Annotated in this window: 16 protein-coding genes; 6 read left to right on the forward strand and 10 right to left on the reverse strand. The window is 65.4% G+C overall.

Translation table 11 applies throughout. The features are described from left to right. Nucleotides 1-123: 123 nt before the first annotated feature. On the forward strand, nt 124-681 hold the full coding sequence (locus tag ACCC94_RS07965) for a C40 family peptidase (RefSeq protein ID WP_413348770.1): 558 nt from the start codon (nt 124-126) through the stop codon (nt 679-681). 50 nt (nt 682-731) lie between these two features. Here the strand turns inward: ACCC94_RS07965 and rarD are convergent, their stop codons facing one another. The 10 genes from rarD to mtnA all read right to left on the reverse strand — a co-directional run bounded on the left by rarD (nt 732) and on the right by mtnA (nt 15,115). Then, nucleotides 732-1,628, reverse strand: a complete 897-nt coding sequence (gene rarD, locus ACCC94_RS07970; RefSeq protein WP_413348771.1) for an EamA family transporter RarD — start codon at nt 1,626-1,628, stop codon at nt 732-734. After that, nucleotides 1,625-2,494, reverse strand: a complete 870-nt coding sequence (locus tag ACCC94_RS07975; RefSeq protein ID WP_413348772.1) for a carboxylate/amino acid/amine transporter — start codon at nt 2,492-2,494, stop codon at nt 1,625-1,627. The genes rarD and ACCC94_RS07975 overlap by 4 nt, the downstream gene beginning before the upstream one ends. 140 nt (nt 2,495-2,634) lie before the next feature. Beyond that, a complete protein-coding gene (rpsA, locus tag ACCC94_RS07980) occupies nt 2,635-4,317 on the reverse strand; it encodes a 30S ribosomal protein S1 (RefSeq protein ID WP_017517968.1) in 1,683 nt (560 codons plus the stop codon). A gap of 401 nt (nt 4,318-4,718) precedes the next feature. Then, on the reverse strand, nt 4,719-5,408 hold the full coding sequence (gene cmk, locus ACCC94_RS07985) for a (d)CMP kinase (RefSeq protein ID WP_413348773.1): 690 nt from the start codon (nt 5,406-5,408) through the stop codon (nt 4,719-4,721). Beyond that, nucleotides 5,408-7,633 (reverse strand): bifunctional prephenate dehydrogenase/3-phosphoshikimate 1-carboxyvinyltransferase, encoded by a 2,226-nt coding sequence (locus ACCC94_RS07990; protein WP_413348774.1) that lies wholly within the window; start codon nt 7,631-7,633, stop codon nt 5,408-5,410. The genes cmk and ACCC94_RS07990 overlap by 1 nt, the downstream gene beginning before the upstream one ends. Beyond that, nucleotides 7,626-8,738, reverse strand: a complete 1,113-nt coding sequence (gene hisC, locus ACCC94_RS07995) for a histidinol-phosphate transaminase (protein ID WP_413348775.1) — start codon at nt 8,736-8,738, stop codon at nt 7,626-7,628. Before hisC ends, ACCC94_RS07990 begins: the two co-directional genes overlap by 8 nt. 89 nt (nt 8,739-8,827) lie before the next feature. Further along, entirely contained in the window at nt 8,828-9,925 is a 1,098-nt protein-coding gene (pheA, locus tag ACCC94_RS08000; RefSeq protein ID WP_015478144.1) for a prephenate dehydratase, read from the reverse strand. Continuing rightward, nucleotides 9,925-11,010, reverse strand: coding sequence for a 3-phosphoserine/phosphohydroxythreonine transaminase (gene serC, locus ACCC94_RS08005; RefSeq protein WP_413348776.1), 1,086 nt, complete (start codon nt 11,008-11,010; stop codon nt 9,925-9,927). The genes pheA and serC overlap by 1 nt, the downstream gene beginning before the upstream one ends. 14 nt (nt 11,011-11,024) lie before the next feature. Next, nucleotides 11,025-13,805: a DNA gyrase subunit A gene (gene gyrA, locus ACCC94_RS08010; protein ID WP_413348777.1), complete on the reverse strand. Its 2,781-nt coding sequence runs from the start codon at nt 13,803-13,805 to the stop codon at nt 11,025-11,027. Nucleotides 13,806-14,038: 233 nt separating this feature from the next. After that, nucleotides 14,039-15,115 (reverse strand): S-methyl-5-thioribose-1-phosphate isomerase, encoded by a 1,077-nt coding sequence (gene mtnA / locus ACCC94_RS08015; protein ID WP_413348778.1) that lies wholly within the window; start codon nt 15,113-15,115, stop codon nt 14,039-14,041. Nucleotides 15,116-15,266: 151 nt separating this feature from the next. Between mtnA and ACCC94_RS08020 the strand changes: the two genes are divergently transcribed. The 5 genes from ACCC94_RS08020 (at nt 15,267) to ACCC94_RS08040 (ending at nt 20,362) form a co-directional block, all read left to right on the forward strand. Beyond that, nucleotides 15,267-16,592: a TRZ/ATZ family hydrolase gene (locus ACCC94_RS08020; protein ID WP_413348779.1), complete on the forward strand. Its 1,326-nt coding sequence runs from the start codon at nt 15,267-15,269 to the stop codon at nt 16,590-16,592. Nucleotides 16,593-16,953: 361 nt separating this feature from the next. Further along, nucleotides 16,954-17,652 carry a bifunctional 2-polyprenyl-6-hydroxyphenol methylase/3-demethylubiquinol 3-O-methyltransferase UbiG gene (ubiG, locus tag ACCC94_RS08025; protein ID WP_413348780.1) on the forward strand — a complete coding sequence of 233 codons (699 nt, stop codon included), beginning with the start codon at nt 16,954-16,956 and terminating at the stop codon, nt 17,650-17,652. Continuing rightward, entirely contained in the window at nt 17,649-18,326 is a 678-nt protein-coding gene (mupP, locus tag ACCC94_RS08030) for an N-acetylmuramic acid 6-phosphate phosphatase MupP (protein WP_413348781.1), read from the forward strand. The genes ubiG and mupP overlap by 4 nt, the downstream gene beginning before the upstream one ends. A 102-nt stretch (nt 18,327-18,428) precedes the next feature. Beyond that, the gene (locus ACCC94_RS08035) at nt 18,429-19,172 is read left to right on the forward strand and encodes a YciK family oxidoreductase (protein WP_138215154.1); all 744 of its coding nucleotides are present in this window, start codon (nt 18,429-18,431) and stop codon (nt 19,170-19,172) included. A 263-nt stretch (nt 19,173-19,435) separates the two neighbouring features. After that, nucleotides 19,436-20,362 carry a GGDEF domain-containing protein gene (locus ACCC94_RS08040; protein WP_413348782.1) on the forward strand — a complete coding sequence of 309 codons (927 nt, stop codon included), beginning with the start codon at nt 19,436-19,438 and terminating at the stop codon, nt 20,360-20,362. Nucleotides 20,363-20,626 lie beyond the last annotated feature (264 nt).

Consider the following 20,626-nt stretch of genomic DNA (forward strand, 5'->3'; position numbering starts at 1 on the left):
CAAGGGAAACCACGCCGACAACAATGGCGATCCAGCGGAGCCTGGGCGATATCAACCAGCAAGAAGACATGCCGAATGCGAAGTACCCTTTTGACATGCCTTTCCATAGGCTTGGCGACCCTCTTGGTCGCCACCGAGGCCACCGCCTCTTCCAAGATCACGCGCACCTATCAACCCGCCCCGGTTGATCTCCGCGTCCCGGTCCAGGGCAGCGCCCTGCTGACTTTCAACGCCAAGCCGGTCAAGCAGACCAAGAGCGAGGCGCACCAGGTGACCCTGCGTGCCTACAGCATGATTGGCACGCCCTACCGCTGGGGCGGCACGTCGCCCAAGCGCGGCTTCGATTGCAGCGGCCTGGTGAACTACGTATTCCAGAACGTCGATGAAGTCGACCTGCCGCGCACCGCGCAGCAGATGTACAGCATGCGCGGCAACTCGAAGGTCTCCCGCGGCGACCTGCAGCCCGGCGACCTGGTGTTCTTCCGCATCCACAATCGCCGCAATGTCGACCACGTCGGCATCTATGTTGGCGACAACCAGTTCGTCCACGCCCCGCGTCGCGGTCAGAAAGTCCGCGTGTCGGACCTCGGTGGCGACTACTGGAAGAAGCATTACACCGCGGCCCGCCGCATCCTGCCGGAAACCCTGGCCAAGGCCGACGTCGGTCGTCGCTTCGACTGATGTCCTGCGCTGCGCTCTCCCCTGCGGGAGAGCGCTCGCCCGCCCCTCGCCTACAGCCCGCGACGCGCCTGCCGGCGCAGCAATCGCGCGCTATCCCAACCAGTCAGCAGCACGGCGATCCAGATCGGCCCGTAGGTCCAGATCTGCGCCGGGTTGAACGCCTCGCCCAGGAACAGCACGGCGATGGCGAACAGCAGCACCGGCTCGACGTAGCTCAGAATCCCGAACAGCCCCATGGGCAGCAGCCGGCTGGCCGCCATCATGGCGCCGAACGCCAGCGCGCTGATCAGGCCCAGCAGCGGCAGCAACGCCCACAGGCGCGGCACCTCCTCCAGCACCTTGCCGCTATCGGTTATCCACAGGGTCGCCAGGGCGAACGGCAACAGCACCAGCATCTCGAAGACGAAGCCCGACAGCGAATCCACCGCCATCCTGCGGCGCAGCATGAAGTAAGGCGGATAGCCCAGCGCGGTGATCAAGGTGAACCAGGAGAATGCGCGGGTCAGCCAAAGCTCGTGCAGCACGCCCGCCAGCGCGAAGGCCACCGCGATCGCCTGCAGCGTGGTCAGGCGCTCGCCGTAGAACACCCGGCCGCAGAGCACCATGGTCAGCGGCAGCAGGAAGTAGCCCAGCGATAGCTCCAGCGTGCGCCCGACCATGGGCGCCCAGATGAACACGCCCCACTGGATCAGCATCATCGCGGCCGTCAGCGGGAAGCACGCCAGCAACCACGGCTCGCGCAGCAGGCGCCGCCCCGCGTCGCGCAGCACGCCGCCCTGGCGGGTGAACAGCACCAGCAGCAGGACCATGGGGATCGACCAGACCACCCGGTGCGCGATCACCTGGATGCTGGTGAGCGGCTCCAGCGAGTGGATGTAACCCGGCAGGGTCACGAACAGCACGGAAGACGCCAGGGACAGCGCTACGCCACGTCCGGAGATGTTCATGCGAAGCGCTCCTGGCGGCGGCGCAGGCCGAAGCGATTGACGCCCAGCGACGCGACGATCACCGCCCCGCCCAGCGCCAGGCGCGGCAGGTCGGCGGCCTCGTTCCAGATCAGCAGGTTGATCAGCAGGCCGACCGGCACGTGCAGGTTGTTCATCACCGCCAGGGTGCCGGCATCCACCAGCGTGCCGCCCTTGTTCCACCAGAACTGCCCCAGCGCGGTAGCCAGCAGGCCCATCCACACCAGCACGCCCCATTGAAGGTGGGTCGTCGGCAGCTTCTCGGGATTGCCGAACAGCAGCCAACCCGGCAGCGCGATCAGCAGCGCGCCGACGAAGAAGTAGCCGAAGCGGCGGTATTGCGGGATATCCGAGGGGTAACGCTGGACCAGATGCTTGTAGAACACCTGCCCCGCCGCGAAGGTCGCATTGGCCAGTTGCAGCAGCAGGAAACCCTGGACGTAGTCGCCGCTGACGCCGTCATAACGGATGATCCCCGCCCCCAGCACCGCCACGGCAGCAGCCAGCAGCGCCCAGGTGTTGAAGCGGCGGTTCAGCGCGTCATCGATCAGCGCCACGTGCAGCGGCGTCAGCACAGTGAACAGCAGCACTTCCGGCACCGTCAGCACGCGGAAGCTCTGGTAGAGGCAGACGTAGGTAATGCCGAACTGCAGCGCACCCGCCAGCATCACGCCAGCGATGAAGCGCGGCTCGACGCCGCGCCAGCGGGTCAGCGGCAGGAACACCAGGCCGGCCAGCACCACGCGGGTGAGCACGGCGAAATAGCTGTCGACCTGCCCGGCGAGGTATTCGCCAATCAGGCTGAAGGAAAACGCCCAGAGGACGGTGACGAAAAGCAGATAAGGCATGGAAAGGACGACCGGAACGGGGCAGGCAACATAGCGTCAGTCTCAGCGTAGGAAAAGCACTGCGCGCCCGCGCCCTGCGAAAGGCAGAAACGAAAAAGGGCGACCGAAGTCGCCCTTTTCCTTGGATGGTGAATCAGGGATCAGCCCTGGTTCTCCATCTGGGCACGGATCAGATCACCGATGGTGGTCGGACCAGTGTTTTCTACGTCTTGCTTGGTGCGCAGTTCTTTCATCGCATCTTTCTCGTCATCAACGTCTTTCGACTTGATGGAGAGGGAGATGACGCGGCTCTTACGGTCGATGCTGATGATCTTGGCTTCGACTTCTTCGCCTTCTTTCAGAACGTTGCGAGCATCTTCAACGCGGTCACGGCTGATTTCGGAGGCTTTCAGAACGCCTTCGATTTCGCCGCCCAGGCTGATGACAGCGCCTTTGGCGTCAACTTCCTTCACGGTACCGCGAACGATGGTGCCTTTCTCGTTGAGCGAGGCGTAGTTGGAGAACGGATCGTCTTCCAGCTGCTTGATGCCCAGGGAGATGCGCTCACGCTCCGGATCAACGGAGAGGATGACGGTTTCCAGCTCGTCGCCCTTCTTGAAGCGGCGAACGGCTTCTTCGCCAACTTCGTTCCAAGAGATGTCGGACAGGTGAACCAGACCGTCGATGCCGCCTTCCAGGCCGATGAAGATACCGAAATCGGTGATCGACTTGATGGTGCCGGAGATCTTGTCGCCCTTGTTGAAGCGGCCGGAGAAGTCTTCCCACGGGTTGGACTTGCACTGCTTGATGCCCAGGGAGATACGACGACGCTCTTCGTCGATGTCCAGAACCTGAACTTCCACTTCGTCGCCAACCTGAACGACTTTCGACGGGTGGATGTTCTTGTTGGTCCAGTCCATTTCGGAGACGTGTACCAGGCCTTCCACGCCCTCTTCCAGCTCGGCGAAGCAGCCGTAGTCGGTGAGGTTGGTGACGCGCGCGGTAACGCGGGTGCCTTCCGGGTAACGGGCTTTGATGGCAACCCATGGGTCTTCGCCCAGTTGCTTCAGGCCCAGGGATACGCGGTTGCGCTCGCGGTCGAACTTCAGAACCTTGACATCGATCTCGTCGCCAACGTTGACGATTTCCGACGGATGCTTGATACGCTTCCAGGCCATGTCGGTGATGTGCAGCAGACCATCGACGCCGCCCAGGTCAACGAACGCACCGTAGTCGGTGAGGTTCTTGACGATACCTTTGACCTGCTGGCCTTCCTGCAGCGATTCCAGCAGAGCTTCGCGCTCGGCGCTGTTTTCGGCTTCCAGGACGCTGCGACGGGAAACGACAACGTTGTTGCGCTTCTGGTCCAGCTTGATGACCTTGAACTCGAGCTCTTTGCCTTCCAGGTGAGTGGTGTCACGCACCGGACGCACGTCGACCAGCGAACCCGGCAGGAACGCGCGGATGCCGTTGACGTCGACGGTGAAGCCACCCTTGACCTTGCCGTTGATAACGCCTTTGACCACTTCGTCGGCAGAGAAAGCAGCTTCCAGAACGATCCAGCTCTCGGCACGCTTGGCTTTTTCGCGGGACAGCTTGGTTTCACCAAAGCCATCTTCTACCGCGTCCAGCGCAACGTGGACTTCGTCACCCACATTGATGGTCAGCTCGCCCTGTTCGTTGTAGAACTGCTCGACCGGGATGACGCCCTCGGATTTCAGACCGGCATGGACGGTGACCCAGTCACCATCGATGTCGACCACGATGCCGGTGATGATCGCACCCGGCTGCATGTCGAGGGATTTCAGACTTTCTTCAAAGAGTTCTGCGAAGCTTTCGCTCATGTCTATACCTGTAGTCAAAGGCTTGTAAGCCCGATTCCGCGCCACCAGCGAACACGGTCAAGTGATGAAAAAGAAGCCAGCGGGATCAAGACTGGTATCCCGCCGGCCCCCTGTTGCACCCGCCGAAACGGGCACTCCACATTCAGATTTTAAGGGAACGCTTCGCTCAATATGGGCGAAACCCTCCCGATACAAGGTCTGGAATGGTAGCAATGGATGCGCTTTGCGTCAATCGGCGGCCCCGGCGTCCAATGTCCTGCCCGACTCCAGCCTCTTCCTTTCATTTTCGTCCAGCTTCGGAAGACGGGCGCACCGCCTGTCAGATCCATCTCGCGCAAGCGCACCCCGCCAGAAGAAAAATCCCCGGCATGACCGGGGATTTTCACTGGATCACTGCTGTGTCAGTCAGCCAGGCCCAGGCGCGAAACCTCGGCGAGGATACTGTCCACCACTTCGTCGATGCTCATCGAGGTGGAGTCCACCAGGATGGCGCCCTCGGCGGGTTTGAGCGGAGCGACGGCACGCTGGCTGTCGCGCTCGTCGCGGGCGCTGATTTCCTCGGCCAGCTTTGCCTGGTCACTGTCGATGCCCTTGCCCTTGAGCTGCAGGTAGCGGCGACGGGCGCGCTCCTCGGCCGAAGCGGTGAGGAAGATCTTCAGCGGGGCGCTGGGGAAGACCACGGTGCCCATGTCCCGACCGTCGGCCACCAGGCCAGGCGCTTCGAGGAAGGCGCGCTGGCGTTGCAGCAGCGCATCGCGGACTGCCGGCAGCGCGGCGACTTGCGAGGCGCCGGCGCCGACCTGCTCGGTGCGGATGGTGTCGGTGACGTCTTCGCCTTCGAGGATGATGTGCTGGCCCTGCCCGCCCTTGGCGTGGGTGAACTGCACGTCCAGGTGTGCGGCCAGGACCTTGAGGGCTTCCTCGTTGGTCAGGTCGATGCCGTGGTTACCGGCGGCGAACGCCAGCAGGCGGTACAGCGCACCGGAATCCAGCAGGTTCCAGCCCAGGCGCTTGGCCAGCAGGCCGGCGACGGTGCCCTTGCCCGAGCCGCTGGGGCCGTCGATGGCGAGGACCGGCCATTCGCCGTTCATCAGTTCTTCTCCTCGGCGACACGGATGCCCGCGCCGGATGCCAGCCCGAGGAAGTTCGGGAAGGAAGTCGCGACGTTGGCGCAGTCGTGGATACGGATCGGCGCGCCGGCACGCAGGGAGGCCACGCTGAAGGACATGGCGATACGGTGGTCGCCGTGGCTCCAGACTTCGCCGCCGCCGTAGCTGCCGCCGTCGATGATGATGCCGTCCGGGGTCGGCTCGCACTTCACGCCCAGGGCCAGCAGGCCATCGGCCATGACCTGGATGCGGTCGGACTCCTTCACCCGCAGCTCTTCCGCGCCGCGCAGGACGGTGCGGCCTTGCGCGTTGGCGGCAGCGACGAAGAGGACCGGGAATTCGTCGATGGCCAGCGGCACGAGGTCTTCGGGGATGTCGATGCCTTTCAGCTGGGCCGAGCGAACGCGGATGTCGGCAACCGGCTCGCCGCCTACTTCACGCTGGTTTTCCAGGGTGATGTCGGCGCCCATCAGCTTGAGGATATCGATGACGCCGGTACGCGTCGGGTTGATGCCGACGTGCTCCAGGGTAAGGTCGGAACCTTCGGCGATGCTCGCGGCGACCAGGAAGAATGCCGCCGAGGAGATGTCGGCAGGGACTTCGATGGAGGTGGCGGTGAGCTTGTGGCCGGACTCGACGCGGGCGGTGGCGCCTTCGACGTCTACCGGGTAGCCGAAGCCGCGCAGCATGCGCTCGGTATGGTCACGGGTCGGAGCCGGCTCGGTGGTGGAGGTTTCACCCGCGGCGTACAGGCCGGCGAGCAGCAGGCAGGACTTCACCTGGGCGCTGGCCATGGGCATGTCGTAATGCATGCCGGTCAGCTTCTGGCCACCACGGATGGTCAGCGGCGGGCGACCTTCGGGACCGGTCTCGATCACTGCGCCCATTTCGCGCAGCGGTTTGGCGACGCGGTTCATCGGCCGCTTGGACAGCGAGGCATCGCCGGTCAGGGTGGTGTCGAACGGCTGGGCGGCGAGCAGGCCGCTGAGCAGGCGCATGGAGGTGCCGGAGTTACCCAGGTAGATCGGGCCGGGCGGAGTCTTCAGGCCGTGCAGGCCGACGCCGTGAACGGTCACGCGACCGTGGTGCGGGCCTTCGATGACCACGCCCATGTCGCGGAACGCCTGGATGGTGGCGAGGGCGTCTTCACCTTCGAGGAAGCCCTGCACCTCGGTCGTGCCTTCGGCCAGCGAGCCGAGCATGATCGAGCGGTGGGAAATGGACTTGTCGCCCGGTACGCGAACACGTCCGGAGAGGCGGCCACCCGGCTGGGCCAGGAAAATCAGGTCATTGTTGTGCATGGCGTCCACATAGGCCCGGCGGGCCAGGATTTTGCTGAAATGCTCGCGGGCAACCCGGGCGCGGGTGAAGACGCCCATCAGTTGTTGCCCGTCCCCTTTATCGACGGCCTCGCGCAGATCGTCGAGGTCGTCACGGAATACGTCGAGGATGCGCAGTACCGCCTCGCGGTTGGCGAGGAAGATGTCGTGCCACATCACCGGGTCGCTGCCGGCGATCCGCGTGAAATCACGGAAGCCACCAGCGGCATAGCGGAAGATTTCCAGATTTTCGCTGCGTTTGGCCAGCGAGTCGACCAGCGTGAAGGCCAGCAGGTGCGGCAGATGGCTGGTGGCGGCGAGGACTTCGTCGTGGTGTTCGACGGCCATCTGCTCGACATCCGCGCCCAGCTCGCGCCAGAGGCTCTCGACGCACTGGATGGCGTCCGCGTCGGCATTATTCAGCGGCGTGAGGATGACTTTATGACGGCGGAACAGTTTCGCATTGGCCGCTTCCACCCCGCTCTGCTCGGAGCCGGCGATGGGATGACCGGGCACGAAGCGCGCCGGCATGCCGCCGAATACCGCTTTCGCGGCGCGCACCACGTTGCCCTTGGCGCTGCCCACGTCGGTGAGGATGGCGTTGCCGATGTCGAGGGTGGCGAGTTCGCCGAGGACCTTCTCCATGGCCAGGATCGGCACGGCGAGCTGGATCACGTCGGCGTCACGGCAACCGGCTGCGAGGCTTTCCTCACAGCGGTCGACCACGCCCAGCTCCACTGCGAGGCGGCGGGTCTGCGGGTCGCGGTCGATGCCGACCACTTCCTCGAACAGGCCCTTCTCGCGGATACCCTTGGCGAAGGAGCCGCCGATCAGGCCGAGCCCCACTACCACCAGGCGACGCAGCTTGTGCGGCTGGACATCAGGCACGGGCGAGCACCTTGGCCAGCGCTTCGAGGAAGCGGGCGTTCTCGGCCGGCAGGCCGATGGAGATGCGCAGGTGCTGTGGCATGCCGTAGCCGCTTACCGGGCGGACGATCACGCCTTCGGCGAGCAGGGCCTGGTAGACCGGGCCGGCATCGCGCTTGAGGTCCACGGCGATGAAGTTGCCCTTGGAGGGAATCCATTGCAGGTCCAGAGCGCGCAGGCCGCTCTCCAGCTGGGCCATGCCCTCGTCGTTGATGCGCTTGCCTTCGGCCAGGTACTGCGCGTCATCCAGCGCGGCGCAGGCGGCGGCCAGGGCCAGACTGTTGACGTTGAACGGCTGGCGCACGCGGTTGAGCACATCGGCGACCTGCGCCGAGGAGATCGCGTAGCCGACGCGCAGCGACGCCAGGCCATAAGCCTTGGAGAAGGTGCGCGAGACCAGCAGGTTCGGATAGCGGGCCAGGTACTTCAGGCCGTCCGGCAGTTCTTCGCCCTCGGCGTACTCGATATAGGCCTCGTCGAGCACCACCAGGACGTTCTCCGGAACCTGCGAGAGGAAGCGCTCCAGCGCGTCCGGGCCGAACCAGGTGCCGGTGGGGTTGTTCGGGTTGGCGATGAAGACCACGCGGGTGCTGGCGTCGATAGCTGCCAGCATGGCTTCGAGGTCATGGCCCCAGTCTTTCGCCGGCACGACCTTGCCCTGGGCGCCGACGGCCTGGGTGGAGATCGGGTAGACGGCGAAGGCGAACTGGCTGAACACCGCATTCAGGCCGGGCGCGAGGTAAGCGCGGGCCACCAGGTCGAGGATGTCGTTGGAGCCGTTGCCGAGGGTGACCTGCGCGGTATCGACGCCGCAACGGGCAGCCAGGCGGCTCTTCAGCTCGAAGCCATTGCCATCGGGGTAGCGGGTCAGTTCGGCCAGCTCGGCGCGAATCGCTTCGAGGACCTTCGGACTCGGGCCCAGCGGGTTCTCGTTGCTGGCGAGCTTGACGATGCCGGCGGGATCGAGCTTCAGCTCGCGGGCCAGTTCATCGACCGGCTTGCCCGGCACGTAGGGGGAAAGCTTCTGCACGCCCGGCTGGGCCAGGGCAAGGAAATCACAAGACATATAGCTACAAGCCTCAAGCGGTAAGCCGCAAGCTAAAAGCTCAATGCCGTGCTACTTGCAGCTTGAGGCTTGGCGCTTGCGGCTGCGGTTCAGAGAACCGCTTTCGGATACGAGCCCAGCACCTTCAGGGCAACGGCTTCGCTGTTGATCTTTTCCAGCACGTCCTTGATCAGCGGGTCCTTGTGGTGACCGACGAAGTCGATGAAGAACACGTAGGTCCACTTGCCGCTGCGCGACGGGCGGGTCTCGATGCGGGTCAGGTCGATGCCGTTGTTGTGGAACGGCACCAGCAGCTCGTGCAGCGCGCCCGGCTTGTTGCGCATGGAGACAATGATGGAGGTCTTGTCGTCGCCGGTGGGCGGCACTTCCTGGTTGCCGATCATGAGGAAGCGCGTGGAGTTGTCCGGGCGGTCCTCGATCTTCTCGTGCAGCTTGTCCAGGCCATACAGGCTGGCGGCCATGTCGCCGGCGATGGCGGCGCTGTTCCACTCGCTCTTCACCCGCTTGGCGGCGTCGGCGTTGCTGGAGACCGCCACGCGCTCGACGTTCGGGTAGTGCGCGTCCAGCCACTTGCGGCACTGGGCCAGCGATTGGGCGTGGGAATAGATGCGGGTGATGTTGCTGGTCTTGGTGTTCTCGCCCACCAGCAGGTGGTGGTGGATGCGCAGCTCGACCTCGCCGCAGATCACCATGTCGTGCTCGAGGAAACTGTCGAGGGTGTGGTTCACCGCGCCCTCGGTGGAGTTTTCCACCGGCACCACGCCGAAATTCACCGCACCGGCGGCGACTTCGCGGAAGACTTCGTCGATGGCGGCCATCGGCGTGCTGATCACCGCGTGGCCGAAGTGCTTGAGCGCCGCAGCCTGGGTGAAAGTGCCTTCCGGACCGAGGTAGGCCACTTTCAGCGGCTGCTCCAGGGCGAGGCAGGAGGACATGATCTCGCGGAACAGTCGAGCGACTTCCTCGTTGTCCAGCGGGCCCTTGTTCAGCTCCATGATGTGCTTGAGCACCCACGCCTCGCGCTCGGGCCGGTAGAACACCGGCTTCTCGCCTTCGGGCAGGGCGGCCATCTTCACGCGTGCCACGTCGGTGGCGCAGCGGGCGCGTTCGCTGATCAGCTCGAGGATCTTCTCGTCGAGGCTGTCGATGCGTACGCGCAAAGCCTTGAGCTGGTCAGCGTCGCTCATCAGCCGTGCTCCTTCTCGAACTCGGCCATGTAGCCAACCAGGGCTTCGATGGCGTCCAGGCCCAGGGCGTTATAGATGGAGGCACGCATGCCGCCCACCGAACGGTGGCCCTTCAGGTTGAGCAGGCCGCGCGCGTCGGCGCCTTCGAGGAAGGCCTTGTCGAGCTTCTCGTCGGCCAGGCGGAACGGCACGTTCATCCAGGAACGGGCGCTGGGCTGGATCGGGTTGGTGTAGAAGTCGCTGCTGTCGATGAAGCCGTACAGCATGTCCTTCTTGGCGCGGTTGCGCTGCTCCATGGCGTCGACGCCGCCCTGCTCCTTCAGCCACTCGAAGACCAGGCCGGAGAGGTACCAGGAGTAGGTAGCCGGGGTGTTGTACATGGAGCCGTTATCGGCGGCGACCTTGTAGTTGAGCATGGTCGGGCAGATGCTGCGGGCGCGGCCCAGCAGGTCTTCGCGGACGATGACGACGACCAGGCCGCTTGGCCCGATGTTCTTCTGCGCGCCGGCGTAGATCAGGCCGAACTTCGACACGTCGGTCGGGCGGGAGAGGATGTCCGAGGACATGTCCACCACCAGCGGGACGTCGCCGACCTGCGGAATCCAGTCGAATTCCAGGCCGCCGATGGTCTCGTTGGACGCGTAGTGCAGGTAGGCGGCGTCCTTGGACAGGTTCCACTCGTTCTGGCCGGGGATGGCGAAGTAGTCGTACTTGGATGCGCTGGCAACCACGTTGACGTTGCCGTAACGACGAGCTTCCTCGATGGCCTTCTTCGACCAGATGCCGGTTTCCACGTAGTCCGCCACGCCGTCTTCGGGCAGCAGGTTCAGCGGGATCTCGGCGAACTGCTGGCTGGCGCCGCCCTGCAGGAACAGCACCTTGTAGTTCGACGGCACGCCCATCAGGTCGCGCAGGTCCTGCTCGGCCTTCTCGGCGATGGCCACGTAGTCGTCGCTACGGTGGCTCATCTCCATGACCGACAGGCCCTTGCCCTGCCAATCCAGCAGCTCGGCGCGGGCGCGCTCCAGCACCTCGGTGGGAAGCGCCGCGGGACCGGCGCAGAAGTTAAAGGCTCGCTTGCTCACATCCACTCTCGCTATCAGTCTTCGCTGGCCTGCGGGGCTTCTTCAGCCGCAGCTTCGCCTGCTTCTGGGTTCTCGTCCGACACTTCGCCCTCGACGATCTCGCCGTCGATCACGTCGTCTTCGCCTTCCACCACGGTCGGCTCCTGCACCCGCTCCAGGCCCACGACGGTCTCGTCGGCGGCCAGCTTGATGAGGATCACGCCCTGGGTGTTACGGCCGGCGCCGCGGACTTCGTCGACACGGGTACGCACCAGGGTGCCCTGGTCGGAAATCAGCATGATTTCCTCGCCGTCCAGCACCTGCACGGCGCCCACCAGGTTGCCGTTACGCTCGTTGATCACCATGGCGATCACGCCCTGGCCACCGCGACCGCGGCGCGGGTAGTCTGCCAGCGGGGTGCGCTTGCCGTAACCGCGCTCGGAAGCGGTGAGGATCTGCGCCTCGCGGCACTCGGGGATCAGCATGGAGATGATGCGCTGGTCTTCGGCCAGGCGCATGCCGCGCACACCGCGGGCGTTACGGCCCATGATGCGCACCTTGCTTTCCTTGAAGCGGATCACCTTGCCGGCGTTGGAGAACATCATCACGTCCTTCGAGCCGTCGGTGATGGCGGCGGCGATCAGCGAGTCGCCCTCTTCCAGCTTCAGGGCGATCAGGCCGTTGGAGCGCGGCTTGGTGAACTGGATCAGCGGGGTCTTCTTCACGGTGCCTTTCATGGTAGCCATGAAGATGTACGCGCCGGTCGGCTCGTCCTGGCTGAAGTCGGCGTCGTCGCCTTCCTCGCCCTCTTCGGCTTCCACCACTTCGGCGACCTGCTCGGCGACCACGTCGTCGTCATCGCCGTCGTCACCGGCGAACTGGGCGCGCACGGCTTCCAGGTCGATCTGCAGCATCGCGGTGATGCGCTCGCCTTCGTCCAGCGGCAGCAGGTTCACCAGCGGACGGCCGCGGGCGGTACGCGAGGCTTCCGGGATTTCGAAGGTGCGCAGCCAGTAGACCTTGCCCTTGCTGGAAAACAGCAGCAGGGTGGCGTGGCTGTTGGCGACCAGCAGGTGTTCGATGTAGTCCTCGTCCTTCACGCCGCTGGCGGACTTGCCCTTGCCGCCGCGACGCTGCGCCTCGTAGGCGGCCAGCGGCTGGGACTTGGCGTAGCCGCCGTGGGAGATGGTCACCACGCGCTCTTCTTCGGTGATCAGGTCGGCGATGGTCAGGTCCATCTGCGACGCGACGATCTCGGTGCGGCGGGCATCGCCGAACTCGGCCTTGACCTTCTCCAGCTCTTCGCGGATGACTTCCATCAGGCGCTCGGGGCTGGTCAGGATACGGATCAGCTCGCCGATCAGGGTGAGGATTTCCTGGTACTCGGAGAGGAGCTTCTCGTGCTCCAGGCCGGTCAGGCGGTGCAGGCGCAGTTCCAGGATGGCCTGGGCCTGCTCCGGCGACAGGAAGTACTTGCCGTCACGCAGGCCGTACTGCGGGTCCAGGTCTTCCGGACGGCAGGCATCGGCGCCGGCGCGCTCGACCATGGCTTCCACGGCGCTGGATTCCCAGCCGGTGGCGATCAGGCGTTCCTTGGCTTCGGCCGGGGTCGGCGAAGTCTTGATCAGCTCGATCACCGGGTCGATGTTCGACAGGGCGACGGCCTGGCCTTCGAGGATGTGGCCGCGCTCGCGGGCCTTGCGCAGCTCGTAGACGGTCCGGCGGGTCACCACTTCACGGCGGTGACGGATGAACACCTCGAGCATTTCCTTGAGGTTCATCGTGCGCGGCTGGCCGTCGACCAGGGCCACCACGTTGATGCCGAAGACGCTCTGCAGCTGGGTCTGGGCGTAGAGGTTGTTCAGCACCACCTCGCCCACTTCGCCGCGGCGCAGCTCGATGACCACGCGCATGCCGTCCTTGTCGGACTCGTCGCGCAGCTCGGTGATGCCTTCGATCTTCTTCTCTTTCACCAGCTCGGCGATCTTCTCGATCAGGCGGGCCTTGTTCAGCTGGTAGGGCAGCTCGGTGATGATGATCTGCTGGCGGTTGCCGCCCTTCTCCATGTCCTCGATGGTGGCGCGGGCACGGATATAGACGCGGCCACGACCGGTGCGATAGGCCTCGATGATGCCCGCACGGCCGTTGATGATGCCCGCGGTCGGGAAGTCCGGGCCGGGGATGTACTGCATCAGGTCGTCGATGGACAGCTCGGGGTTGTCCATCAGCGCCAGGCAGCCGTCGATCACCTCGGTGAGGTTGTGCGGCGGGATGTTGGTCGCCATGCCCACGGCAATACCGCTGGAACCGTTGACCAGCAGGTTCGGGATCTTGGTCGGCATGACCGCCGGGATCTGCTCGGTGCCGTCGTAGTTGGGCACCCAGTCGACGGTTTCCTTGTCCAGGTCCGCCAGCAGCTCATGGGCGAGCTTGGCCATGCGCACTTCGGTGTATCGCATGGCCGCGGCGTTGTCGCCGTCCACCGAACCGAAGTTGCCCTGGCCGTCGACCAGCATGTAGCGCAGCGAGAAGGGCTGGGCCATGCGGACGATGGTGTCGTACACCGCGGTGTCGCCGTGCGGGTGGTACTTACCGATCACGTCGCCGACCACACGGGCGGACTTCTTGTAGGGCTTGTTCCAGTCGTTGCCCAGTTCGCTCATGGCGTACAGGACGCGGCGATGCACGGGCTTCAAGCCGTCGCGGGCATCGGGCAGGGCACGACCGACGATCACGCTCATGGCGTAATCGAGGTAGGACTGTCGGAGTTCGTCTTCGATGTTGACCGGGAGGATTTCTTTGGCCAGTTCGCCCATGAGAAGCCTGGTTCCTTTTTCAAATGGGACTCCGCCACGCCCATCCTGAGCCCGGCGGAGCGCGGTGCGCCATCAAAGCGCCACCGACTCTCTACAAATCAACGACTTGGCCGCTGATCCGCGATGCTGTGGGGGGCGGAAAAATGCCCCATCAAGAACCGTCGGAGCTTACCACAAGCCAGGGTCAAACCCTACCCTCGCCCAAGCCCCGCGATGAATTGCTGCAGGCCCCGTCAGTGCAGGCGCTTGCGGCTCATCAGCTGGGCCATCCGCTCGGCGTCCGGACGCTCGACGACACCGCGCTCGGTCACGATGGCGTCGATCAGGTCGGCCGGAGTCACATCGAATACCGGATTGAAGGCATCCACGTCGGCCGCGACACGTTTGCCGCCGATTTCCAGGAGTTCGCGACCGTCACGCTCCTCGATCGGGATGTCCTCGCCGCTTTCCAGGCCCATGTCGATGGTCGAACTGGGCGCCACCACCATGAAGCGCACCCCGTGGTGCATGGCGGTGACCGCCAGCTGATAGGTGCCGATCTTGTTGGCGACATCGCCGTTGGCGGTAATGCGGTCGGCGCCGACTATCACCCAGGTGATGCTTTCGGTCTTCATCAGGTGCGCGGCCGCGGCGTCCACGTTCAGGGTGACCGGCACGCCTTCGTTGGCCAGCTCCCAGGCGGTCAGGCGCGCACCCTGCAGCCAGGGACGGGTCTCGTCGGCGTAGACCCGCTCGACCAGCCCTTCCAGGTGCGCCGCGCGCAGCACGCCCAGCGCGGTGCCGAAGCCGCCGGTGGCCAGGGCGCCGGTGTTGCAGTGGGTGAGGATCTTCTGCGGGCCGCCGTGGTGCTTGCGGATCAGGTCCACGCCCAGCTGGGCCATGGTCAGGTTCGCCTCGCGGTCGCTTTCGTGGATCGCCACGGCCTCGGCCTCCAGCAGCGGCAGCGGATCTTCGCCCGGCTTCAGGCGTTCCAGGCGATCGCGCATGCGGTTCAGCGCCCAGAACAGGTTGACCGCAGTCGGACGCGACTCGGCCAGCACGGTGAAATCTTCCTCCAGCGCCGCGCGCCAGTCGCCACCGGCAGCCACGCGGGCGCGCAGGCCCAGTACCAGGCCATAGGCGGCGGCGATGCCGATGGCCGGCGCGCCGCGCACGACCATCTGGCGGATGGCGTCGGCTACGCCAGCGGCGGTTTCATAGGACAGCCAGGTTTCCTCCAGCGGCAGCAGGCGCTGGTCCAGCAGACGGAGTGTGCCCTTGCGCCAATCAATGGCCGTGACCCGTTCGGCCGCCAACAGTCGCTCACGCATGGAACACCTCTTCATTTCAATGGAATCGCGGGCCGCTCCGGCGCCACGGAAATCGCCCGGAAACTCCGGGAAACGGCGGAGTATACCGAGCCTGAAGCCCTGGCGCTCGGCTATACTCGGCGCCTTTATCCACGCGCCCAGGATGCGCTTCATGCCGACCGAAAAAGTCCCGCTCGACCTGCTGCTCTTCCCCACCTGGATCGTCCCCGTGGAGCCCGCCGGCGTCGTCCTTCGCGATCATGGCCTGGGCATCCGTGACGGGCGCATCGCCCTGCTCGCCCCGCGCGCCGAAGCGCTGCGCCACCCGGCCACGGAAACCCGCGAGCTGCCGGGCATGCTGCTCTCCCCCGGCCTGATCAACGCCCACGGCCACGCCGCGATGAGCCTGTTCCGCGGCATGGCGGACGATCTCGCGCTCATGACCTGGCTGCAGGAGCACATCTGGCCAGCCGAGGCCAAATGGGTGGACGAGGCGTTCGTCCGCGACGGCAGCGAATTGGCCATCGCCGAGCAGATCAAGGGCGGCATCACCTGCTTCGCCGACAAGTACTTTTATCCGCAGATCACCTGCGAAGCTGTGCACAAGGCCGGCGTACGCGCGCAGATCGCCGTACCGGTGCTGGACTTCCCGGTGCCCGGCGCCCGCGATGCCGACGACGCGATCCGCCAGGGCCTGGCGCTGCGCGACGATCTCAAGCACCACCCGCGCATCAAGGTCGCCTTCGGCCCGCACGCGCCCTACACGGTCAGCAACGACAAGCTGGAAAAGATCCTGATGCTCGCCGAGGAACTGGACGCCGGCATCCATATGCACGTCCATGAGACCGCCTTCGAAGTCCAGCAGGCGCTGGAGAAGGATGGCGAACGTCCACTGGCCCGCCTGCATCGTCTCGGCCTGCTCGGCCCGCGCTTCCAGGCCGTGCACATGACCCAGGTGAATGACGAGGACCTGGCCATGCTGGTGGAAACCAACAGTTCGGTGGTGCACTGCCCGGAATCCAACCTCAAGCTGGCCAGCGGCTTCTGCCCGGTGGAGCGGTTGTGGCAGGCGGGCGTCAACGTCGCCATCGGCACCGACGGCGCGGCCAGTAACAATGATCTAGACCTGCTAGGCGAGACCCGCACCGCCGCCCTGCTGGCCAAGGCCGTGGCCGGCCAGGCCACCGCGCTGGACGCCCACCGCGCCCTGCGCATGGCCACCCTGAACGGCGCCCGCGCGCTGGGCATGGAACAGGAAACCGGCAGCCTGGAGCTGGGCAAGTCGGCCGACCTGACCGCCTTCGACCTTTCCGGACTGGCGCAGCAGCCGGTGTACGAGCCGGTTTCCCAACTGATCTACGCCAGCGGCCGCGACTGCGTGCGCCACGTCTGGGTCGGCGGCAAACAGTTGCTGGAGGACGGCAGGCTCACTCGGCTGGATGAGGAGCGACTGATTGCGGTGGCGGGCGAATGGGGCAGAAAGATTGCCGGGGCCTGATAGCCTGCCGAGCCTGAAAGCGCCCTCTCCCTAGCCCTCTCCCTGAAGGGAGAGGGGACTGGATCGGAGCGATAGGAAAGCCCGGAGGGCACTTGATGCCTGGGTGATCGGGAGCACCAGCCCCTCAAGCCGCTCGGGAAACTCCCTCTCCCTTCAGGGAGAGGGCTGGGGAGAGGGAAACGCCCAGCGCCAGTGCCCCAAGCTAAGGACAGTCGCATCAAACTCACGACCGACCAAAGGCCCCGAGCCTCCAATTGACGAACCACCCCTGCGACAATCCGTCATGCCGCGCCCCATCCATTCCCCGAAGCTGGCATCATAGTCAGCCTTCGTTTCCAGCTTTTCGATCAATAGGGACACCATGAGCAACGTCGACCACGCCGAGATCGCCAAATTCGAGGCCCTCGCCCACCGCTGGTGGGACCGCGAAAGCGAGTTCAAGCCCCTGCACGACATCAACCCGCTGCGGGTCAACTGGATCGACGAGCGCGTCAGCCTCGCCGGCAAGAAGGTGCTCGACGTCGGCTGCGGCGGCGGCATCCTCAGCGAAGCCATGGCCCAGCGCGGCGCCACCGTCACCGGTATCGACATGGGCGAAGCGCCCCTGGCGGTCGCCCAGCTGCACCAGCTGGAATCCGGCGTGCCGGTGGAATACCGCCGCATCACCGCCGAAGAGCTGGCCGAAGAGATGCCCGAGCAGTTCGACGTGGTGACCTGCCTGGAGATGCTCGAACACGTGCCGGACCCGGCATCGGTCATCCGCGCCTGCCACAGGATGGTCAAGCCCGGCGGCCAGGTGTTCTTCTCCACCATCAACCGCAACCCGAAGGCCTACCTGTTCGCCATCGTCGGGGCGGAATACGTGATGCGCCTGCTGCCGCGCGGCACCCACGACTTCAAGAAGTTCATCCGCCCCTCCGAGCTGGGCGCCTGGTCGCGCGACGCCGGCCTTGCGGTCAAGGACATCATCGGCCTGACCTACAACCCGCTGACCAAGCACTACAAGCTGGCCGACGACGTCGACGTCAACTACATGATCCAGACCCTGCGCGAGGAGTGAGGCGCATGCTCAGAGCGGTTCTCTTCGACATGGACGGCACGCTGCTGGACACCGCGCCGGACTTCATCGCCGTGTGCCAGGCGATGCTCGAGGCCCATGGCCGTGCGCCGGTCGACGACCAGCGCATCCAGGACGTGGTCTCCGGTGGCGCCCGCGCCATGGTCGCCGCGGCCTTCGACATGGACCCGGAAGCGCCCGGCTTCGAGGCCCTGCGCCAGGAGTTCCTCGACCGCTACCAGGAGCATTGCGCCGTCTTCACCCGCCCGTACGACGGCATGGCCGAACTGCTGGAGAGCATCGAGCAGTCGCGCCTGATCTGGGGCGTGGTGACCAACAAGCCGGTGCGCTTCGCCGCGCCGATCATGGAGCAACTGGGCCTGGCCGAACGTTCCGCCGTGCTGGTCTGCCCGGACCATGTGAAGAACAGCAAGCCGGACCCGGAAATGCTCCTGCTGGCCTGCAGCCAGCTGAAGGTCGACCCGTCCGAAGTGCTGTTCATCGGCGACGACCTGCGCGACATCGAGTCGGGCCGCGCCGCCGGGACCAAGACCGCAGCCGTGCGCTACGGCTACATCCACCCGGACGACAACCCCGCGCACTGGGGCGCCGATGTCATCGTCGACGCTCCCCGCGACCTGCTCGCCGTCCTCGACCGCGCCCTCTGTAGCTGCTGACGCAGCAGCCCCAAGCCATAAGCTGCAAGCCTCAAGCCCAAAGCCGCACTTTGCCGCTTGCAGCTTGCAGCTTGGAGCTTGCCGCTCTCCGAAGGAGCCCCCATGTTCGACTATTCCGCTCGCCCCGACCTGCTCAAGGGCCGCGTGATCCTGGTGACCGGCGCCGGCCGCGGTATCGGCCGGGCCGCCTCGCTGGCCTTCGCTGCCCACGGCGCCACCGTGCTGCTGCTGGGCAAGACCGAGGACTACCTCAACGAGGTCTATGACCTGATCGTCGCCGCCGGCCATCCGGAACCGGTGGTGATTCCGCTGAACCTGGAAACCACCCTGCCGCACCAGTACGACGAGCTGGCGGCCATGATCGAGAAGGAGTTCGGCAAGCTCGACGGCCTGCTGCACAACGCTTCGATCCTCGGCCTGCGTTCGCCCATCGAGCAGATTTCCACCGACAACTTCACCCGCGTCATGCAGGTGAACGTCAACGCCATGTTCAGCCTCACCCACACCCTGCTGCCGCTGCTCAAGCTCTCCGAAGATGCCTCGGTGGTCTTCACCTCCAGCAGCGTCGGCCGCAAGGGCCGCGCCTACTGGGGCGCCTACGCGGTGTCGAAGTTCGCCACCGAAGGCCTGATGCAGGTGCTGGCGGACGAGTGCGAGGACATCACCCGCGTGCGCGCCAACAGCGTCAACCCCGGCGCCACCCGCACCGCCATGCGCGCCCACGCCTATCCGGGCGAGAACGCCTACAACAACCCGGCACCCGAAGAAATCATGCCGGTCTACCTGTACCTCATGGGCCCGGACAGCCAGGGCGTGAACGGCCAGGCCTTCAACGCCCAGGACTGATATCCCCCCGAAGACCCGGCACTGACGTGCCAGCGGCGTCGGCCTGCAGCCCAGCAACGACGCCGCCTCCCGCCAATTTTCCGGCTCCGCCCCCCCAGCCATCCGGCAAAGTGCCACTATTTCGCCAGACTTCTGGCGAATCCTTTCGCCTTGGGGAACCCCGACCACCATCGGTCGGTCAATACGGCGTCTTTTCGGGCCTTTCCGCGCCCTGGCACGGAAATCGCTCTATCCCTGCAAACGCCGTAAAAATGGTCACCGCCATGGTTCCTCCCAAGCAGTCCAATACCATCGATTTCGATGCTGCCAAGCTCCAGCGCGCCGCCAGCCAGGACACCCGCACCCCTTCGCGGCGTCCGCTGGACCTGCTGGAGCTGCGCCAGCAGCTGAACCTGCAATTGCAGGTGAGCCTGGAAGCGGACCGCATCCTGGCGGTGTTCTTCCGCGAGATCCAGCAGATGCTGCCGGTGGAGTACCTGGCCTATTACCATGCCGGCGCCGACCTGCGCCTGGAGTTCGGCGAAGCGGCCAAGCACTGCGCCGACTATCGCCTGACCCATGCCAGCGAGTACCTCGGCGAGATCAGCTTCCGCCGCGCCCAGCGCTTCTCCGAGGCCGAGCTGGCGCAGCTGGAGTCGCTGATGGCCTGCCTGCTCTACCCGCTGCGCAACGCCCTGCTCTATCGCGCCGCCGTGCAGTCGGCGCTGCGCGATGCGCTGACCGGCACCGGCAACCGCATCGCCATGGACCAGACCCTGAGCCGCGAGGTCGAGGTGGCGCGCCGCCACCTGCTGCCGCTGTCGATCCTCATGCTCGACCTGGACCACTTCAAGCAGATCAACGACGAGCATGGACACAGCGTCGGCGACGATGCCCTGCGCGCCGTGGCGACGGCACTGAAGAACAGCCTGCGCAACGTCGACATGGTGTTCCGCTTCGGCGGCGAGGAATTCCTCGTGCTGCTCTCCAACACCCCCGGCGTCGCCGCCGTGCAGGTGGGCGAACGGCTTCGCGCTGCCGTGGAGGAGCTGGACCTGGCCGCCAACGGCAAGCGCTTGCCGCTGTCCATCAGCCTGGGCTGCGCGACGCTCAATGGCGGCGAATCGGTGGACGACCTGCTGCGCCGGGCGGATGCGGCTCTCTACGAAGCCAAGCGCGACGGGCGCAATCGGCTGGCCTGCGCCAGCTGATTCAGCGGAACCTCCCCTGTAGGAGCGAGCTTGCTCGCGAACGAGTTTCCCGACGGCTCCGGCACCAAGCGGGTTCGCGAGCAAGCTCGCTCCTACGAAAGCTCCCCCAATCGCAGGCAATAAAAAAGGGCTCCTAGGAGCCCTTTTTCATTGCCGCTATCGCTTAGCGCTTGAAGCCCGGACGCATGCCGTCACCGGCCGCCTGCGGGCGGCGCTTGGCAATTGGCTTGCGCGCCGGCTTGCCCGGACGCTCGGCCAGCGGGG

This window comes from Pseudomonas sp. Pseusp97, assembly GCF_047304025.1.
Taxonomy (GTDB): Bacteria; Pseudomonadota; Gammaproteobacteria; order Pseudomonadales; family Pseudomonadaceae; genus Pseudomonas.